Annotated in this window: 18 protein-coding genes; 8 read left to right on the forward strand and 10 right to left on the reverse strand. The window is 54.3% G+C overall.

What is annotated here, in order from left to right; genetic code table 11:
• Positions 1-14 precede the first annotated feature (14 nt).
• Positions 15-1,388, reverse strand: coding sequence for a D-serine ammonia-lyase (gene dsdA, locus KIH26_RS04075; RefSeq protein WP_249660943.1), 1,374 nt, complete (start codon positions 1,386-1,388; stop codon positions 15-17).
• Positions 1,389-1,404: 16 nt separating this feature from the next.
• Here dsdA and KIH26_RS04080 point away from each other — a divergent pair, with 16 nt between their 5' ends.
• Positions 1,405-2,391, forward strand: a complete 987-nt coding sequence (locus KIH26_RS04080; RefSeq protein ID WP_213442729.1) for a LysR family transcriptional regulator — start codon at positions 1,405-1,407, stop codon at positions 2,389-2,391.
• Between the two features lie 108 nt (positions 2,392-2,499).
• On the opposite strand, the gene KIH26_RS04085 is transcribed toward KIH26_RS04080, so the two are convergent.
• The gene (locus KIH26_RS04085; RefSeq protein ID WP_213442731.1) at positions 2,500-3,252 is read right to left on the reverse strand and encodes an SDR family NAD(P)-dependent oxidoreductase; all 753 of its coding nucleotides are present in this window, start codon (positions 3,250-3,252) and stop codon (positions 2,500-2,502) included.
• A 125-nt stretch (positions 3,253-3,377) separates the two neighbouring features.
• Between KIH26_RS04085 and KIH26_RS04090 the strand changes: the two genes are divergently transcribed.
• Positions 3,378-3,689 carry a putative signal transducing protein gene (locus KIH26_RS04090; protein ID WP_213442732.1) on the forward strand — a complete coding sequence of 104 codons (312 nt, stop codon included), beginning with the start codon at positions 3,378-3,380 and terminating at the stop codon, positions 3,687-3,689.
• 148 nt (positions 3,690-3,837) lie between these two features.
• Here KIH26_RS04090 and KIH26_RS04095 read toward each other — a convergent pair whose 3' ends face one another.
• Positions 3,838-4,179, reverse strand: a complete 342-nt coding sequence (locus KIH26_RS04095) for a hypothetical protein (RefSeq protein WP_213442734.1) — start codon at positions 4,177-4,179, stop codon at positions 3,838-3,840.
• 12 nt (positions 4,180-4,191) lie between these two features.
• Complete coding sequence (gene lexA, locus KIH26_RS04100; RefSeq protein WP_213442736.1) at positions 4,192-4,866, reverse strand: transcriptional repressor LexA; 675 nt, start codon at positions 4,864-4,866, stop codon at positions 4,192-4,194.
• A 140-nt stretch (positions 4,867-5,006) separates the two neighbouring features.
• Here lexA and KIH26_RS04105 point away from each other — a divergent pair, with 140 nt between their 5' ends.
• Positions 5,007-6,011: an asparaginase gene (locus KIH26_RS04105; protein ID WP_213442738.1), complete on the forward strand. Its 1,005-nt coding sequence runs from the start codon at positions 5,007-5,009 to the stop codon at positions 6,009-6,011.
• An 80-nt stretch (positions 6,012-6,091) separates the two neighbouring features.
• Here the strand turns inward: KIH26_RS04105 and dusA are convergent, their stop codons facing one another.
• From dusA to KIH26_RS04125, 4 genes are all read right to left on the reverse strand, one after another.
• The gene (gene dusA, locus KIH26_RS04110) at positions 6,092-7,126 is read right to left on the reverse strand and encodes a tRNA dihydrouridine(20/20a) synthase DusA (RefSeq protein WP_213442740.1); all 1,035 of its coding nucleotides are present in this window, start codon (positions 7,124-7,126) and stop codon (positions 6,092-6,094) included.
• On the reverse strand, positions 7,123-9,021 hold the full coding sequence (locus KIH26_RS04115) for a potassium transporter Kup (protein ID WP_249660944.1): 1,899 nt from the start codon (positions 9,019-9,021) through the stop codon (positions 7,123-7,125). Before KIH26_RS04115 ends, dusA begins: the two co-directional genes overlap by 4 nt.
• A gap of 165 nt (positions 9,022-9,186) precedes the next feature.
• Positions 9,187-10,011, reverse strand: a complete 825-nt coding sequence (locus KIH26_RS04120; RefSeq protein WP_213442742.1) for an undecaprenyl-diphosphate phosphatase — start codon at positions 10,009-10,011, stop codon at positions 9,187-9,189.
• Between the two features lie 65 nt (positions 10,012-10,076).
• On the reverse strand, positions 10,077-10,937 hold the full coding sequence (locus KIH26_RS04125) for a hypothetical protein (RefSeq protein ID WP_213442744.1): 861 nt from the start codon (positions 10,935-10,937) through the stop codon (positions 10,077-10,079).
• 78 nt (positions 10,938-11,015) lie between these two features.
• Between KIH26_RS04125 and KIH26_RS04130 the strand changes: the two genes are divergently transcribed.
• A complete protein-coding gene (locus KIH26_RS04130; protein ID WP_213442746.1) occupies positions 11,016-11,318 on the forward strand; it encodes a VF530 family protein in 303 nt (100 codons plus the stop codon).
• Here the strand turns inward: KIH26_RS04130 and KIH26_RS04135 are convergent, their stop codons facing one another.
• Positions 11,319-12,515 carry a methyltransferase gene (locus tag KIH26_RS04135; RefSeq protein ID WP_213442748.1) on the reverse strand — a complete coding sequence of 399 codons (1,197 nt, stop codon included), beginning with the start codon at positions 12,513-12,515 and terminating at the stop codon, positions 11,319-11,321. It abuts the gene before it with no gap.
• A complete protein-coding gene (locus tag KIH26_RS04140; protein WP_213442750.1) occupies positions 12,512-13,468 on the reverse strand; it encodes a LysR family transcriptional regulator in 957 nt (318 codons plus the stop codon). Before KIH26_RS04140 ends, KIH26_RS04135 begins: the two co-directional genes overlap by 4 nt.
• A gap of 136 nt (positions 13,469-13,604) precedes the next feature.
• Between KIH26_RS04140 and KIH26_RS04145 the strand changes: the two genes are divergently transcribed.
• The 4 genes from KIH26_RS04145 to KIH26_RS04160 are packed head-to-tail and all read left to right on the forward strand — an operon-like array spanning position 13,605 to position 16,342.
• A complete protein-coding gene (locus KIH26_RS04145; protein ID WP_213442752.1) occupies positions 13,605-14,096 on the forward strand; it encodes a DUF8737 domain-containing protein in 492 nt (163 codons plus the stop codon).
• Positions 14,097-14,894, forward strand: coding sequence for a DUF8737 domain-containing protein (locus KIH26_RS04150; RefSeq protein ID WP_213442753.1), 798 nt, complete (start codon positions 14,097-14,099; stop codon positions 14,892-14,894).
• An 18-nt stretch (positions 14,895-14,912) separates the two neighbouring features.
• On the forward strand, positions 14,913-15,359 hold the full coding sequence (locus KIH26_RS04155) for a DUF2147 domain-containing protein (RefSeq protein WP_213442755.1): 447 nt from the start codon (positions 14,913-14,915) through the stop codon (positions 15,357-15,359).
• Positions 15,356-16,342, forward strand: a complete 987-nt coding sequence (locus KIH26_RS04160) for an alpha/beta fold hydrolase (protein ID WP_213442757.1) — start codon at positions 15,356-15,358, stop codon at positions 16,340-16,342. The genes KIH26_RS04155 and KIH26_RS04160 overlap by 4 nt, the downstream gene beginning before the upstream one ends.
• Positions 16,343-16,356: the final 14 nt, after the last annotated feature.

Below are 16,356 nucleotides of genomic sequence, written 5' to 3' on the forward strand. Positions count from 1 at the left end.
AGTTGCGCAATACTTCAAGTCGGTCCCAGATAGTTTTGGAATTCATGTTTTGGCATCATAGAGCCGCCCGTAGTCCATACGACATGCGTGATGTGGGCCATCTCTACCTGCAATCCTCGTTCTTCGAGGTAAATCTTGCCTAAGCGGCCAGCTAGCTGCCTTACACCATCAATGCCAGCTGCAGCAGATGGCTCAAGCTGCAGGTTTTGTGTTTGATGGGCTTTTCGCAGGTCGTTGAGCATGGTTTCATCGGATACGGTGTAACCACCAGCCATGATTGTTCTGCTGAGCTGAGCAGCCAAGAGGGATGCTTTTGCAACTGCAAGGCCGTCTGCTATCGTTTTGCCGCTGAGTCCTATCTCATGAACAGAGTCTGCGCTTGTGCCTCGACGTGTCATCTCCAAAATCATACAAGGAGCTTCTATAGGCTCTGCATAGAAGCAGTGCACATTCGACTCGAAGAGCAGCGCCAGCCCAAGAGCAATACCAGTGGGTGCACCACCAACACCGCAGGGCAGATAGACAAAAAGCGGGCTGCGCTCTGAAACTTCAATTCCAGCGAAGTCCAGTTGCTTAGCCAGTTCTGTTGCCGCTGTGGCGTAGCCAAGCAGCAAGGACTCCGAATCCTCGTCATCTATGAAGTGTTGATTCTGTGAGCGTGTGTTGTTTCGGGCTGCAGCTAGCGCCTGCGTGTAATCGCCCGTATGCTCAACCACATGCGCTCCCAATTGCCTGAGCATCTCCTTTTTCCAAGCTTTTGCCTCTGCTGACATGTGAACCACAGCTTTGAACCCCAGAGCCTTTGCAAATGCTCCGATCGCCAAGCCCAAGTTGCCTGTCGAACCGACTGATATTTCATGTTCTGCCAAGATAGAGCGAAGATGAGAGTTCGCGTCTCTTGTTACGTCGCTGATGCCTTTCGCTAATGCGATTTGTTCCATGATTTCAAGTACTGCATTCGCTGCCCCTCGAGCTTTGATGGAGCCGCTACCCGCCAGCATATGGTCCGCTTTGATGAGAATGGCTTTATGTTCCAACAAATCTGAAGAAGAAATTAATTGTTCGGGTTGAAGGACGGGTAGCAATTGACTGCAGATATGACCGCCATGAGGCTTGAGTGTGTCAAAGGAGGCGGCCAAGAGGGGCGCAAAGCGGTGTAGACGCTCAATCGCAGCGGCAACAAGAGGCTCGTAGTGCGCAGGGGCTATTCCGTTGTGGATTGGATTGCTCCAAAAAATTGGGCGTTTTAATGCGAGAGCGCTATGGACAGCGAATGTTGGTGTGGGCATATGCTTTTGAAGATGTGTTGAAAATGATGACGAGTATTCCTTCGCCATTGAGTTTTGACAAATCAGTCTGCTTACAGCAAGATTAGTTAAACTAAACATTCACGGCGATTGCAACATGGGTTCAAATACCAAACTTACTTCTGCGATGCTGACTTGGCTGCGTGCTTTTGAAGCGGTTGCTCGGCAGGGCTCTTTTGCGAAAGCATCTGATGAGCTGGCGGTGACCTCAGGTGCGATCAGCCAGCAGGTCAAGTGCTTGGAGGAGGCGCTTGGACTCAGCCTGTTTGATCGTTCAGCGAAACCCATCTCGCTAACGGCTGAAGGGCGTTGCCTAGCACCTGTCATGATGGAAGCGTTTGAGAATGTACGGCTTGCTCTTTTGGATCTGGCGCAACCTAGTGGGAATCGGGCCATCACGTTGAGTTGCTCGCCTTCATTTGCTATGCAATGGCTGGGGCCTAGACTATCCAAACTCCGCAAAGATCTGCATTCCACAGACGTGCAGGTGTTTGGTGAATTTCATCGTCTGAACAGATTCAAAATGTCAAATGGAAAAGCCTATGCTGCGATCCGCTACGACAATGGTGACTATCCCGGATTGGTCTGCACCAAAGTGTTGAATGAGTGGCTTGTCCCAGTGGCTAGCCCAGCTTTTCTCCAGGCTAACCCACGCCTGCGCAAGCTCAGTCACCTCGCTGGTCGGTATTTGTTGCATGACTCGCGGCCTTGGTTTGATGGTGAAGAGGCCTCGGACTGGCATGAGTGGCTTGCCGCAGTTGGTGTCGCGAAAATGAATCAAGAGCTGGGTAAATCCTTCAATATGGCGCAGCTCGCTGTCGGAGCGGCTTTAGCCGGTGAGGGAGTAGCCATGGGGCGCTTAGCACTCGTGGCTGAGCACTTGCGAACAGGTCAGTTGATTGCACCTTATCCAATCGCAGTGTTAGCGCAAGCAGACTATCATTTCTTAACACTCCGCTCGCGGTCTGCGCAAGTCAAGGAAGTATTGGCATGGTTGCTGTCAGAGTCGCAGAGCTTCTCGCTGCTGACAGATGAGCTCCTAACAAAGTTAAAGATTCAGAAGCTTGAACCGCCACATGTTTAATGGAGGCTCATTGGCACTTCCTAGGTGGTGGCAGCGAGATTTAATTCTCAAAAACGGTTAGATGCTATAGGCCGCACAAGTGACAAAATTTTGAATTCATTAGCTACATCAAGCTACATCTCGTACATCAGCCACTGGATTGCTTCCAAAATCAGAGCGAGAGAGATAAGCAATCAGCCGGCCAGCGGCTTCATGCGGGCTGGTGAGGCTGCCTTGATTTTTCATACCGACGAAGGCGGATTTGTCGGGGAAGCTGGTGTCTGGGGCGCTGCGGAGTTGGACTTGCATGTCTGTGTCGATCACGCCGGGGGCGAGGGAGCAGACCTTTGCGCCGTGGTGCTTGATGGATTCTTCTAGGGCGACGCAGCGGGTGAAATGATCCATCGCGGCTTTGGCGGCGCAGTAGCCTGCTTGGCTGGCGATGGCGCGGCGGCCTAGGCCGCTGGAGATGTTGAGCACTTTTTTGGGGATGCGCCAATTGGCTGTGGCTAGAAGGAAGGCAGAGGTGAGGAGCATGGGGGCTTCGATGCCGACGCGCATGGCACGTGTGATCTCGTGGGCGGGTACGTCTGAGAGCGGGGCGATTTGCGGGATGACGCCAGCGTTGTTGACCAAGGTAGCGCTGTCGTAAGCCAAGGGCTGTTTGGCTAGCCATGCTTTGAGCTGCTTGGCCACAGGCGCAGCATCGTTCAAATCTTCTGCCCACTGCGTGAGGGGGACTTGCTGCTCTTCAGCGAGCGAGGCTAGCGTGTCATTGGTCTTACGGGAGATGCAGAGCAGAGCGTTGCCGGGGAGGATGAGCTGCTGGGCGAGTGCGAGACCCATGCCGCGTGATGCGCCGGTGATGATGTAGAGATTCATGGAGGTGATGTTATCTCAGTGCAGCTTGCATCTGGCTGTTCGCCCTGAGCTTGTCGAAGGGTCAAGGCTTCGACAAGCTCAGCCGAACGAGAGGCACTAGCTGCGTTGAATGTTATCCTGACGCTATGAAAAGAATCGGCCAAGCGCCCAATATTGCGATTGCTCAGCTCTGGGTAGACATGCTGCGTGATCAGGGGATTGATGCGAATATGCAGCGCTATTTTTTGAATGGCGCGGCGGGTGATCTACCGCCAGATCAGTGCTTGCCAGAGATTTGGGTGCAAGACGATGCCCAGTTTGATCGCGCTAAATTGATCTTGGTGGAGATTCAACGTACACCGCAGCGCAACTGGGTCTGCCAAGCTTGCGGTGAGCGGATTGAAGGCGGGTTTGAGAGCTGCTGGAACTGCGGTGCTGATATGCCATCCCACTTCTAAATCGTTCCCATGCGTCGTTGCAGCTCCTAGTCTAGAAATACTTGATAAGCGGGATTAAGGCTTCTAAGACCAGAATTTAAAGAAAAACCGGCATGTCGCCGGCATAGAATCTGCGCAGAGTGCTATTAAATTAATAGTAGCTTAAACTTCAAGCAGGTTCGTCGCACAGACGATCTAACTCGGCGCAAACATCACGCATACGGCCGGAGATGACGATGCGGCCGTCTTGGGCGCGGCGGGAGCGCAGGATTTGGGCGGCTGTGAGGCCGCCAGTGGCCATCGTGCCCATCAGATCTTTGCCAACCATGCGGATGCCAGCGGCTTGAATTTTTTGTTGCTGGCTGGCTGGCCTTGCGATGCTGGGAAAAGCAGGTGATTTGGCCAAGCGGGGCTGTGCGCCGATCACTGCGCTAGAAAACGAGGGACTTGGCACAGGGGGCGAGAAAAAATCGACAACGCCTTGCAGGGGCAACAACAATTGGCTGAACATGATGTGCTGCCCTTAGTGCGTGAAGGAGTTGCGGATCAGGCCAACAGCCAAGCCTTCGATTTCAAAGGGTTCGCCGGGCTCGACGATGATGGTTTTGAAATCTGGGTTTTCGGGGTGCAGCTCGATGATGTTTTTGTTGCGCTGGAAGCGCTTCACTGTCACATCATCACCAATGCGGGCGACGACAATTTGACCGTTGCGGGCATCTTTGGTGGATTGCACGGCGAGCAAATCGCCATCCATGATGCCGATATCGCGCATGCTCATGCCGCGCACTTTGAGCAAGTAATCGGGCTTGGTGGGAAACATGCTGGGCTCGACGTAATACGTCTGGTCAATGTGCTCTTGCGCGAGTATGGGTGAGCCGGCGGCGACGCGGCCGACCAAGGGCAGGGCGAGCTGCATAAGGCTTTGCAGAGGCAGGCCGAATTGCTTGTTGCGCGTTTCGTTAATGGCGCGGAGCGTTTCGCCGCGCAGGCGGATGCCGCGCGAGGTGCCTTGCAGGAGCTCGATGGCGCCTTTGCGATGCAGGGCTTGCAGATGCTCTTCAGCGGCATTGGCTGATTTGAAGCCGAACTCGGCAGCGATTTCGGCGCGCGTGGGGGGCGAGCCGGTTTTCTCAATCGTGGTTTGAATGAGGGTGAGAATCTGTTGCTGGCGAGCGGTAAGCTTAGGGCTATCGAACATGGCAAACTCCTGTGAATTCAAGTTGCTGGGTACGCATCACGCTGCTGGCAACTGCGATTGAAAACAGCCTGATTGCGCATCCAGTAACTGGATATTAGCCCAGTTTTTTGGCTTGTGCAAGTATTTTTGAAAATATTTTTATGACCGAGAAAATCGTCGTACTTGGGACTGGCGGCACGATTGCTGGCACAGCTGCGAGCAGCAGCGACCACACGGGTTACACCGCTGCGCAGATTGGGATTACTTCGCTGTTGCAGTCTGTGCCGGGGCTGCAGGAGGCTTTGCAAGGCCGTGAGCTGGTGAGCGAGCAGCTAGCGCAGCTCGATAGCAAGGACATGGATTTCGACACGATGCGGCGGCTGGCTCAGAGCTGCGTGCATCATCTTGCGCAGCCTGAGGTGAGGGCAATAGTGATCACGCACGGCACGGATACTCTGGAGGAGACGGCGTATTTTCTGCATCGCGTGATTCCTATTGAGCTGCAAGCTAAGCCGGTGGTGCTGACCTGCGCGATGCGGCCAGCGACGAGCAGTGAGGCGGATGGGCCGCGCAATCTGCGGGATGCTGTGCTGGTAGCGGGAGACTCACATGCGCGTGGCGTGCTTTCTGTGTGCGCAGGCGATGTGCATAGCGCCAAGACTGTGCAGAAGGTTCACACCTACGCGCTGAATGCGTTTTCTAGCGGGGATGTCGCTTTGGGTGAGCCGGGTGTGGTGGCGCAGGTGGTGGGTGATCAGGTGCTGTGGAAGCCAGTTTTTCAATCATTTTTAGATGAAAAACGGCATATCGACCGCATAGAATCTGCGCAAGCAGCTATAGATTTGATAGTGAATACGTCTGTAGCAAAGATCGCATGGCCGCGCGTGGAGATCGTGTTGAATCACGCGCAGGCGACGGGAAGCATCGTACGCGCCTTGCTTGCTGAAGCTACATCGCAAGACCCGCTGTGTGGCATTGTTGTAGCCGGAACGGGTAATGGCACGGTAAGTGAATCCTTGCAGAGCGCCTTAAATGAAGCGCAGCCAAAAGGCGTTGAAGTGATTGTGGCAAGTCGCTGCGCTTGGGGCGGTGTTCACGATGTGAGCGCCTTATCCGCTGTGAAAGCGCGGATTGATTTGATGCTCAAGCTCTTGAGGGCTGCATGATGGAAACCCTCTCCGTTCACCCTGAGCTTGTCGAAGGGGCATAAGGCTTCGACAGGCTCAGCCCGAACGGGGTTGAGCAGTCAGCGAATTTCAATGGGAAGCCGTTGCTGAGCGAGTTCACTCACCGCATGCGCAGATTCACCCTTGAGCCGATGATCGCTCCACACCTGCCGCCAGCCGCGCGAACCTGCTTGGCCGTGGCGCAGGCCGAGCATGTGGCGGGCGACGGAATGCCAAGCGGTGTCATATTGCTCTTTGCGGCGTGCCATGTAATCGCACATTTGCGCTTCGACTTCTTCGCGCGAAGGCGCTTGTGAAGATGTATCACCGTAAAACTCACGATCCCAAGAAGCCATCCAATACGGGTTGTGATAAGCCTCGCGGCCAATCATCACGCCGTCTACATGCTTCAAGTGTCCATTGACTTGTTCAGTTGTCGTGATCCCGCCATTGATGCAAATCGTGAGATCAGGAAACTCACGCTTCAACCGATACACCATCTCGTAACGCAGCGGCGGAATATCGCGGTTCTCCTTGGGTGACAAACCTTTGAGCCACGCATTGCGCGCATGCACAAGAAACACCTTGCAGCCCGCATCTGCCACCGTGCCCACAAAATCGCGCACGAAATCGTAGCTCTCAGTCTTATCAATACCAATGCGATGCTTCACCGTGACGGGAATGCTCACCGCATCCAGCATCGCCTTCACACCATCGGCAACGAGCGCCGCCTCATTCATCAAGCAAGCGCCAAATGCACCGCGCTGCACGCGCTCACTCGGGCAGCCGCAATTCAAGTTTATTTCGTCATAACCCCACTGCTCGCCCAGCTTCGCTGCCTTGGCCAAATCTTCCGGCTCGCTGCCACCGAGCTGGAGCGCAACAGGATGCTCTTCATCATTGAAATCCAAATGGCGCGGCACATCGCCATGCAGCAGCGCGCCGGTGGTCACCATCTCGGTGTAGAGCAGGGTGTTCTTTGTGAGCAGGCGATGGAAATAGCGGCAATGCCTGTCCGTCCAGTCCATCATCGGCGCCACGCTCATTCGCCAAGGCGAATGAGCGGGTGTTGATCCCGTTGCTTTTGCAGTATCAAGAGGCTTCAAAAAACTCATGTGCTCCGGCCAAATTCCACCGTGTGGTTATCCGGCAAATTGAAATAGCTCGCTGCGCGACTGGCGTTACGTTGCATGAAGCGCAGAACCTTGAATTGTCCTGGCCACCATCCTTGGGAAGTGCCATCAACAGCTTGGGTTCTTGAAATGAAGTAAGAAGTGTTCATGTCGTTCACGTCAACAGAATGTCGGTAGCTGAACAAAGCCATGATTTTGCCAGCATGGACGGTTTCCATAAAACCGACCTGCGCTTTCACGCGCCAGAAATCTGGTGCGATCTGCTCGACCGCAAGACTGTTTGCCACAGGCACGCGTGGTAAATCTGAAGGGTGAATCTCCAGCACTACCACTTTTTTGTGCAGCACTTGATTGTGTTTGAGGTTATGCAGAAGCGCATGCGGCACGGTATCAGCATCGGCGGTGAGATAGACCGCAGTGCCCTGCACGCGATGGACATCGCCTTCCACCAAACTCTTGACAAAATCGGTCAGAGGCAGAGCATCTTGCGTCGCTGCAGCGTGCTTGGCTTTTTGTCCGCGTGCCCAGGTACTCATCACGAAAATCAACAGTGCAGAAATCAACAAAGTGACCCAACCGCCCGCCCAAAGCTTCGTCATGTTCGATGCGAAGAAAATGATTTCCAGAGCAAGCATCAATGCAAGCAGTGCAAGAGTAGGCAGCAATGGCCATTTCCATTGCTTATACGCCACGATACCAAAAAGCATGGTGGTGCAAAGCATCGTTACCGTGATGGCAATACCATAAGCCGAAGCCAGCGCAGAAGAGGATTTGAAACCGACGACCAGCGCCAACACGCCAGCCAGCATCAGCCAATTGATCAGTGGCAAATACACCTGCCCGCGCACATCGCTGGAGGTCTGTACAACTTTCATGCGAGGCAAATAGCCCATGCCCATCGCTTGCACAGTCATGGAGTACGCACCTGCAATCGTCGCTTGCGAAGCAATCACCGTGGCGGCGGCTGCCAGAATCACCAGCGGAATCACCCAATCAGTGGGTACCATCATGAAGAGCGGGCTGCCCGCTGCCTCAGGGTTAGCCAAGACCAAAGCACCTTGGCCAAAATAATTGATCACCAAACCAGGCATCGCGACGAAGAGCCAAGCTAGGCGCACGGCTTTGGCGCCAAAGTGCCCCATGTCTGCATACAAAGCTTCCGCGCCCGTCACAGCCAAAAACACCGAACCGAGCACCACGAAGCTGATACCTGGGTTGTTGATGACATACTGCATGCCATACCAAGGATTGAGCGCTGCGAGTATCTGCGGATACTGGGCGATGTGGTATGCGCCCAAAGCGCCTAGCGTCGCAAACCAGACGATCACAATCGGCCCAAATAATTTTCCTACCTTCGCTGTGCCATGAAACTGGAAGGCAAACAGAAGCACAATGATCACCAAAGTGATCGGCAGCACATACGGCTTCAATGCAGGTGTGGCCACCTCGAGTCCTTCAATTGCCGAGAGCACAGAGATGGCTGGGGTGATGAGTGCATCGCCATAAAACATGGTGGCACCCACCAAGCCGATCATGCCTACCATGCTCATCCAAGCAGGGCTCATGCCTGCTACACATTGCTTGGCCATCGCTTGTAACGACAGCACACCGCCTTCGCCATGATGATTCGCTCGCAGAACGAGCCACACATATTTGATCGTCACGATAAAGGTCAGCGTCCAGACGATCAGCGAGAGAATGCCCAGAATACTCTCCTTGTTTTGCACCACGCCATGCGCGGTACTGATGGATTCTTTGAAGGCATAGAGAGGAGAGGTGCCGATATCGCCATACACCACACCCAAGGCGGCCAGCATGAGGGCGGCAGAGAATTTCTGTGAAGGTGCACTCTCTGCCACCGTGTCTTGTACTTGCATAAATGCTTTCAGAATGAAGGGAGGGGGATCGTACGTCTGTAATTGCTGCGCTGCAACATAAAACGGCACCTTTTCACCGAAAAGCAAGACACTTTATTAGTAGAAACCCTAATCCATATAACTTCTAGTCAGTAGCATCTTGAAATGAAAGCAAGCCAGCCGCGATCAGGCCGCCCATTTCACCCATCCCGTGTAAGCCGTGACGAGTACGACGATGCCAAACACAATGCGATACCACGCAAAGGGCACAAAATTGTTTGTGGAGATATAGCGCAGCAGCCAGCGCACGCACAGCCAGGCACTGATGAAGCTGAAAACGAGGCCAACTGCGAACATGGGCACATCAGCCATGGACAGCAAAGCACGCTCTTTGTAGAGGCTGTATGCGCCCGCGCCAATGAGTGTAGGCATGGCGAGGAAGAAAGAAAAATCTGTAGCCGCTTTGCGCGAGAGCCCCAGCAGCATGCCGCCGATGATCGTTGCGCCGCTGCGGCTGGTGCCCGGAATCAAGGCCAAGCATTGCACTAGGCCCACCTTGATGGCATCCATCGAGCTCATGTCATCCACGTTCTGCACACGCACGGCGGTTTGCTGCCGTTTTTCAGCCCACAAAATAATGAAACCGCCAATGATGAAGGTGCTGGCCACGACGACTGGTGTGAACAAATGCTCTTTCACGGCTTTGCCAAACAGCAGCCCCATAACGACCGCAGGCACGAAGGCGATCAACACATTCAATGAAAATTGTTGCGCTTGCTTCTCAGTCGGTAAGGCGACCAAGGTGGTACGAATCTTCTGCCAATAGACCAAGATCACCGCAAAAATCGCCCCGGTTTGAATTGCAATATCAAACACCTTGGCCTTCTCATCGGTAAAGCCCAGCAAGCTACCTGCCAAAATCAGATGGCCGGTTGAAGAAATGGGTAAAAACTCCGTGAGCCCCTCCACGATGCCCATGATGGCGGCTTTGATCAGCAGGGTGATATCCACGGAGAGCTTTCTATATACGCAAGGCCTTGTATTTTAAGGGTTGACTTCGGGGGCGATTTGATAGATCAGCTGCGCCAGCAGTTGCGCTCCTTATCTCGGTCATCATGCAACCAATACTCACCCGACAGTGCAGCCTTGCCTTTAGCGCCTAGATCGCCTGCGCGCGCAATTGCCCAGCCTGTGCCCAGAGACTGTTCGCAAGCTTGACTCGCCAGTGATTCGCTCTGCAGGTTGATGGCGCGATGGTTTGAGCCGGATGGGCGCAACTCCAGAAAGCGCACATGATTCTGATCCATGATTTTGGAGCAAAGCAAAGGCCGCTCATTGGCGCAGCTCAAGGGTTTAACGCAGTTGTAGCCACAGTTGTTGAGGGTGTTTTCGTCACCCTGCGCTACAAAAGCGCTGCCGGTCAGCACACCTGAGGCAAGGACTTCACCTGTGGCCGCGATCACCGGCGGCAAGTTGTTTAAAGCGACGGTGTTGGCCTGCAGTTGCGCAGGAATATCGGCAACAGATTTCACACTCTCTTCTAGGCAGAATTTACGCACATAGGCCCTACTGACCGTGCTCACACAGTCATAAATCACGCCGTTTTTACCGACAACTGGCACATGCAGCAGTACGACCGCTTGGCCATCAATTTTGGCGTCGATCTCGATCTTGAAAACGCCATCGGGCTGCACACTCCAAGCCTTAATGCCGCTCTTAGGTGGGATCGGCGGCAGAGTGAAGTTACCCGCGACGGGCAGTTGGCGTGTTTTCTTGAAGTGTGCAGACAACATCTGCAAGCTGTCGCCAGGCCCTTGATTTTCATAACGCTCAAGATTGATACGCGAAGTTTGCGAGCCCAATCGTGACCAGCTGAAAAAAATCAGCAGTGGCACGCCGATCGCCAGCAGAAAACCCCAGCCGCGCATTCGATTCATGATCAGCCCTTCTTGTTGAATAGCCAGCCATCATAGCGATTCAAGCTAGCGCTCTTGCGCATGCTGCAAAATACGCTCATGAGCGAAGCGCCTGCCCCAACATCAATACCCGTGCCGCAGGCGCGCAATCCCCTGCATGGCATCACGCTTGAAACCATCGTGACCGAACTCGAGGCGCATTACGGCTGGCCAGGTTTGGCGCAGCGCATCAATATCCGCTGCTTTGCGAGCGATCCGAGCGTGTCGTCCAGTCTGAAATTCCTGCGTAAAACGCCTTGGGCACGCGAGAAAGTGGAGAGCTTGTATCTTTATATGCTCCGAAAAAAGGAGCAAAAATCTAGGCCTGCGGCTAAGGCAACGCGCAAGTACGGCTACGAGTGATCAGGCCACTGCCAAGCGCCAAAGCGAAGTCACTTCACGCGAGCGCGCGGCGTGCAGCGGATCGCTCTTGTCTTGCGCTTTGGGGTGCAGCGGTTGCGTATCCATTCGATCAATGACTTTGAGGCCAGCTGAGGAAATAGCCTGCATCAGCTCATCACGGCTGCGTAGCCCAAGGCGTTCTGCCAAATCAGACAAAATCAGCCAAGCCTCGCCGCCGCTCTCTAGCCGCTGCCCAACGCCTTTCAAAAACCCCAGCAGCATCTGGCTACCTTCGTCATACACCGCGCTTTCCAGCGCTGAGCCCACCGGGGCGGGCAGCCAAGGCGGGTTGCAGACGATCAGCTTGGCTTTAGGATGAGTCGCTATATCTGGGAATAAATTCGCCTTGAGCACTTCCACGGCCTTACCCGTACGACCGGAGGATTGCTGCAAGCGCTTTAAGTTTTCACTCGCGCAAACCAGCGCGCGCTGCGAAACATCGGTAGCGACAACTTTGCCCACGCCGCGCGAGGCCAGCAGCGCTGCAATCACGCCTGTGCCCGAACCCACGTCCCAAGCCATCATTTCAGCTGGAGAGCCTTTGGGGAGCGGTGCTTTCGCAACCAAAGCCAAATACTCCCCACGCACAGGAGAAAACACAGCGTAATGCGCATGAATCCGCAATGGCTGTCCCGAGCGATCTGTACCTAAAACGGGCACTTCCACACCCTTCTTGCGCCATTCAAACGCGCTGATGATGCCCAGCAACTCTCGCAGGCTGCACACATGGCGCTCTTTATCTTCGGATTTCCCCCATGCCTGCTCGCAAGCAATGCGCACATCTGGCGCGCGCCGCAAAGCAATCGAGTAATCCGATTGCAGAGGTATCAGCACACTCCCCAAAATCTTCGCGCGTTGCGCTTGCGCGTTTCGCTGCGTGAGAAAAGCTTCGGTGAGTGTTTGTTTAGCAGAAGGCTTTGAGGGCGAGCGTTTAGCCAAGCGCCGATCCAGCGCCTGAATCAAATGCCGCGCATTCTGAAAATCCCCATTCCAAAGCAAGCCTGCATCACTCTGAGCCAGCTTCATCGCCGCATCCGCAGCCAGAGTGTCGTCGGCCAGCTGCACTTTTGAAGGCGCAGGCAAACCTCGCTCGCTATGCCAATGCGCGGTGTGCGGCTCATCGTTTTGAGTCCACTTGATTTGAGGTGAGTCACTCACAGATTTTTTCCAGTCGAAATGTAGGGGGCCAGCAATTGTGCAGGCGATGTCTGCAGATCTTTTTCTTTTTCCAAAGCAGCAAGCACGTAGTCTACGAAGCTGCGCGTACGCATCGGCAGATTTTTGCGATTGAGGTAGTAGAGATACACCACGAGTTCGGTGCTGATGTGCTTCTGCAGCAGTGGCAGCAGGCGGCCTTGGCGAATGCTGGGCATGGCCAGTGGCAAAGGAATGCAAGCCAAGCCAGCGCCTTGCATGGCAGCGGTTTGAAGCGCAGAGAAATCATTCAGCGTGAGGTTGCCGCGAATCTCGGTATCTAGCTTGGCATCCAATCCCTTTAAAAACCAGGGCATCGGCTCACGGCTACCGATGCGCGAGAGGCGCAGGCAATTGTGTTCAGCCAAGTCTTCCAGAGAAGCAGGCTCGCCACGTAGCCGCAAATAATCAGGGCTGGCGCACACCACAAAAGGCAAAGGCGCAATGGGCCGCGCGACCAAGCTGCTGCTCTTCATGCGCCCCACACGAATGCCCACATCGTAGCCCTGAGCCACCATATCGGTCACGCTGTCGTCCATATGAAGCTCGATTTGGACACGTGGATTCTTGGCATGAAACTGCTGCACGATGGGCAGCACATAGCCCGTGGCAAAAGGCGCAGCACAGGTCACGCGCACGAGGCCAGACAGTGCTTTGCTGCTCTTTTCAATGACGGCCTGCGCAGCCTCCAGCTCACGCAGCGGCCCCAGGCACTGCTTATAAAAGGTGTTTCCCTCAGGGGTGAGGCTGAGCTTGCGCGTGGTGCGCTGAAACAGGCGCACAGCCAATTGCCGCTCCAGTGTGGCCACATTCTTGCTCACAGCCACAGCACTGACGCCTTGTAACTTTGCAGCCGCAGCAAAGCTACCGCTACTGGCGACAGCGACGAAACTACTGATGCCCTTTAAGCTTTTCATTTCAAACGTTTCATGGCAGATGGGTGATTCAGATTACTAACCATAGGTTAGTTCTGATCTTACTCACTGCTGCCTAGGCAAGCAAGCGATGCGCGCCTACGATGAGTTCACGTTCAACTCATCACTTCAACAGACCATGAACACATTGCTGATAAACATTTTCTTTAGCTTGTTGATTTTCGTGGCAGCTTATCGCTGGATCCTCAGGCCTGTGCTGCCACAGCTCAAGCCGAGTGTGGTGTTGATACCGATTTTGTTGCTGCACAGCATGCGGCATCTGGGCTTGATGTTTCTGACCACGGGTGTGACATCCTCAGCCATGCCGAAGCAGTTTGCTGTTCCTGCGGCTGCAGGGGATTTTTTATCAGCAGTCTTGGCCTTCATGGCTGCGTGCTTGATTCAGCGCAAAAGCGCTTGGGCGATACCCATGACGTGGCTGTTCAGTATCGTGGGTATTGCTGATTTCGCGATGGCTGTGGTGCTCTCGCGGCTTTACAGCGCGGCCGATTTCATGGGCGGCGCATATTGGATCCCGTCGTTTTGGGTGCCCATGCTGATCGTGGGGCACATCATTGTGATCACCGTGCTGCGGCAAATGAAACGTGATGGCGTGAATTTCAGCGCTTGAGTGTGTCATGACGACTTCAATGCCACTCATCACTATAGCCCGCCCAGGTTTGATGCCATCACGGCTGGCGGCATGCTGCTGCTTGTGGCCGCGATGTCCTGGGCTTGGTTGGCAGTTTTGCGCACGGCGCACCAGCGAGCTGCTATTTGGGGGGCTTTGGTTCTAGCGATGATCTTGCTGGCTAATCTGGCGGGCGACTGGCTGGGCGTATTCAGCCGCTTAGATATATTGCCGCCGCCGTTTGCAGTTCTGACCGCACTCAGTATCGGGCTGGCCTTCGCCTTTGGCATGGGTTATGTAGGCAGTGCGGGCGACCGACTCGTGCGCACAGTGCCTGTAGAGACGCTGGTGGCGCTGCAAATTTTCCGCTTTCCTTTGGAGCTGCTGATGTTGCGTGCGGCGTATCTTGGCATCATGCCGATGGAATTCTCCATGCTGGGCTACAACCTGGATGTACTCACTGGCTTGGGCGCACTCTTGATCTCCATCTACTGCGCTTGGACCTGGAGTTTGCCGTTGCGCACCATTTGGCTTTGGAATTTGCTGGGGATTTTCTGTCTGCTCGCCATTGGCATTCTGGCTGCGTTGACTTCACCCAATCTGCATGCCTTTGGCTCTGATGCAAAGCATATCAATAGTTGGGTGCTGTATTTCCCTTATTCATTGCTGCCCACCGCTTTAGTGAGCTTTGCTGTGTTGGGCCATGTATTGCTGACGCGCAAGCTACTCACTCAGCCATATCGCACGTCACTGATGGGGCTATTCGCCAAACCCGTGCATTCATCTGACCCCTGGTAAATATTCAAGGAGATTCCTATGCTGAAATTCATGGTCATTCCATTTTTGTGGGCCGTTAGCTTACCGATTCTGGCGCAAGCCAATACCGCCAGCCCAGTAGGCCTGTGGCAATCCATTGACGACGCTAGCGGCAAACCCCGCGCTGAAATTCGCATCACTGAGGCGGCGGGGGTGCTGACTGGCCGCATCGAGCGCAGCCTGCTGCCCACACCCGCGGGCGTCGTATTGCTTTGCACGCTCTGCCCTGATGACCGCAAAGACAAGCCCTTGATTGGCATGGAAATCATCCGTCAAATGAAAGTTACGAGCGATACGCAAATTTGGGAAGGCGGCGAAATCTTGGATCCCGATAAAGGCAAGATATTTAAGCTGCGGCTGCAATTGCAAGAGGGTGGCAAAAAGCTGCAAGTGCGCGGCTACATCGGTCCCTTCTTCCGCAATCAAACCTGGATGCGTCTGTCATGATAAAAATTCTCCTCAGCATCAGCCTGATCATGGTCTTGACCGGCTGCGCAAGCCCATCTACGGAGCAAAAAACGCAGCCTATTTACGACAGCTACATCACGCAATTCAATTCAGAGCAGCCCAATCAAGCGCAGATGCTTGCTCGGCCAGATGGCTACCGCCTCTATGTGCGTGAGTTTGGCACGGTTAATAAAGGCAAAGCGCCCAGTATCGTGATGATGCATGGCTTCCCAGACAACGGGCATTTGTATGACGCGCTCGTGCCCCAGCTCTCTGGCCAATTTCACGTGATCACTTTTGATTTCCTCGGCTGGGGTCAATCGGATAAGCCGGCCGCGCATCTGTACAACGTTGCGAGTCAGCGCGCAGATCTGGATGCTGTGGTATCGCAACTCGGCCTGAAAAGTGTCGTGCCCATGCTTCATGATTTATCCGGCCAAGCGGGTATTGATTGGGCGCTGGATAACGAAGCGCAAACCGCTGCACTCGTCTTGCTCAATACCTACTACTCCCCCATGCCCACTTTGAAAGCACCCGAGGCCATTCAGTTTTTCTCCACACCCAGCTTGCTTCAAAGGGCGGCGGTGTGGGGTTCGATGAAGTCAGGCACGAATTTTCAAGGGGGCGTCGCGGATCAACTCAGCAAGTTTTTCAGCAATTCCCAGGCTCGCGATAAGTACCTGCCCATCGTCACGCATGGCGCGATTCATATTCGTCCCGCATTTTTCAGCTCCACCTCTGTGCTTTGGCAAGAGTTGGAAGCGCGGCAGGCCAATGTGCAGCGCATGCAGAAATTCAAAAAGCCAGTTCACACCATCTTCGGCGCAGATGATCCTTACTTGAATTCTGATGTGGCTGTTGAATTCAATCGCTTGTTTACCGTGGGTAGCCTGCATCTCTTGTCTGGCGCTGGCCATTATGTGCAGCTGGATGAACCCGCCCAAGTGGGGCGTATTCTTCGCGAGCAGCTCAAGGCACGCTGAGTTTTTATTCACAC

The sequence above is a fragment of the Variovorax sp. PCZ-1 genome (assembly GCF_018413605.1).
Taxonomy (GTDB): Bacteria; Pseudomonadota; Gammaproteobacteria; order Burkholderiales; family Burkholderiaceae_C; genus JANMDU01.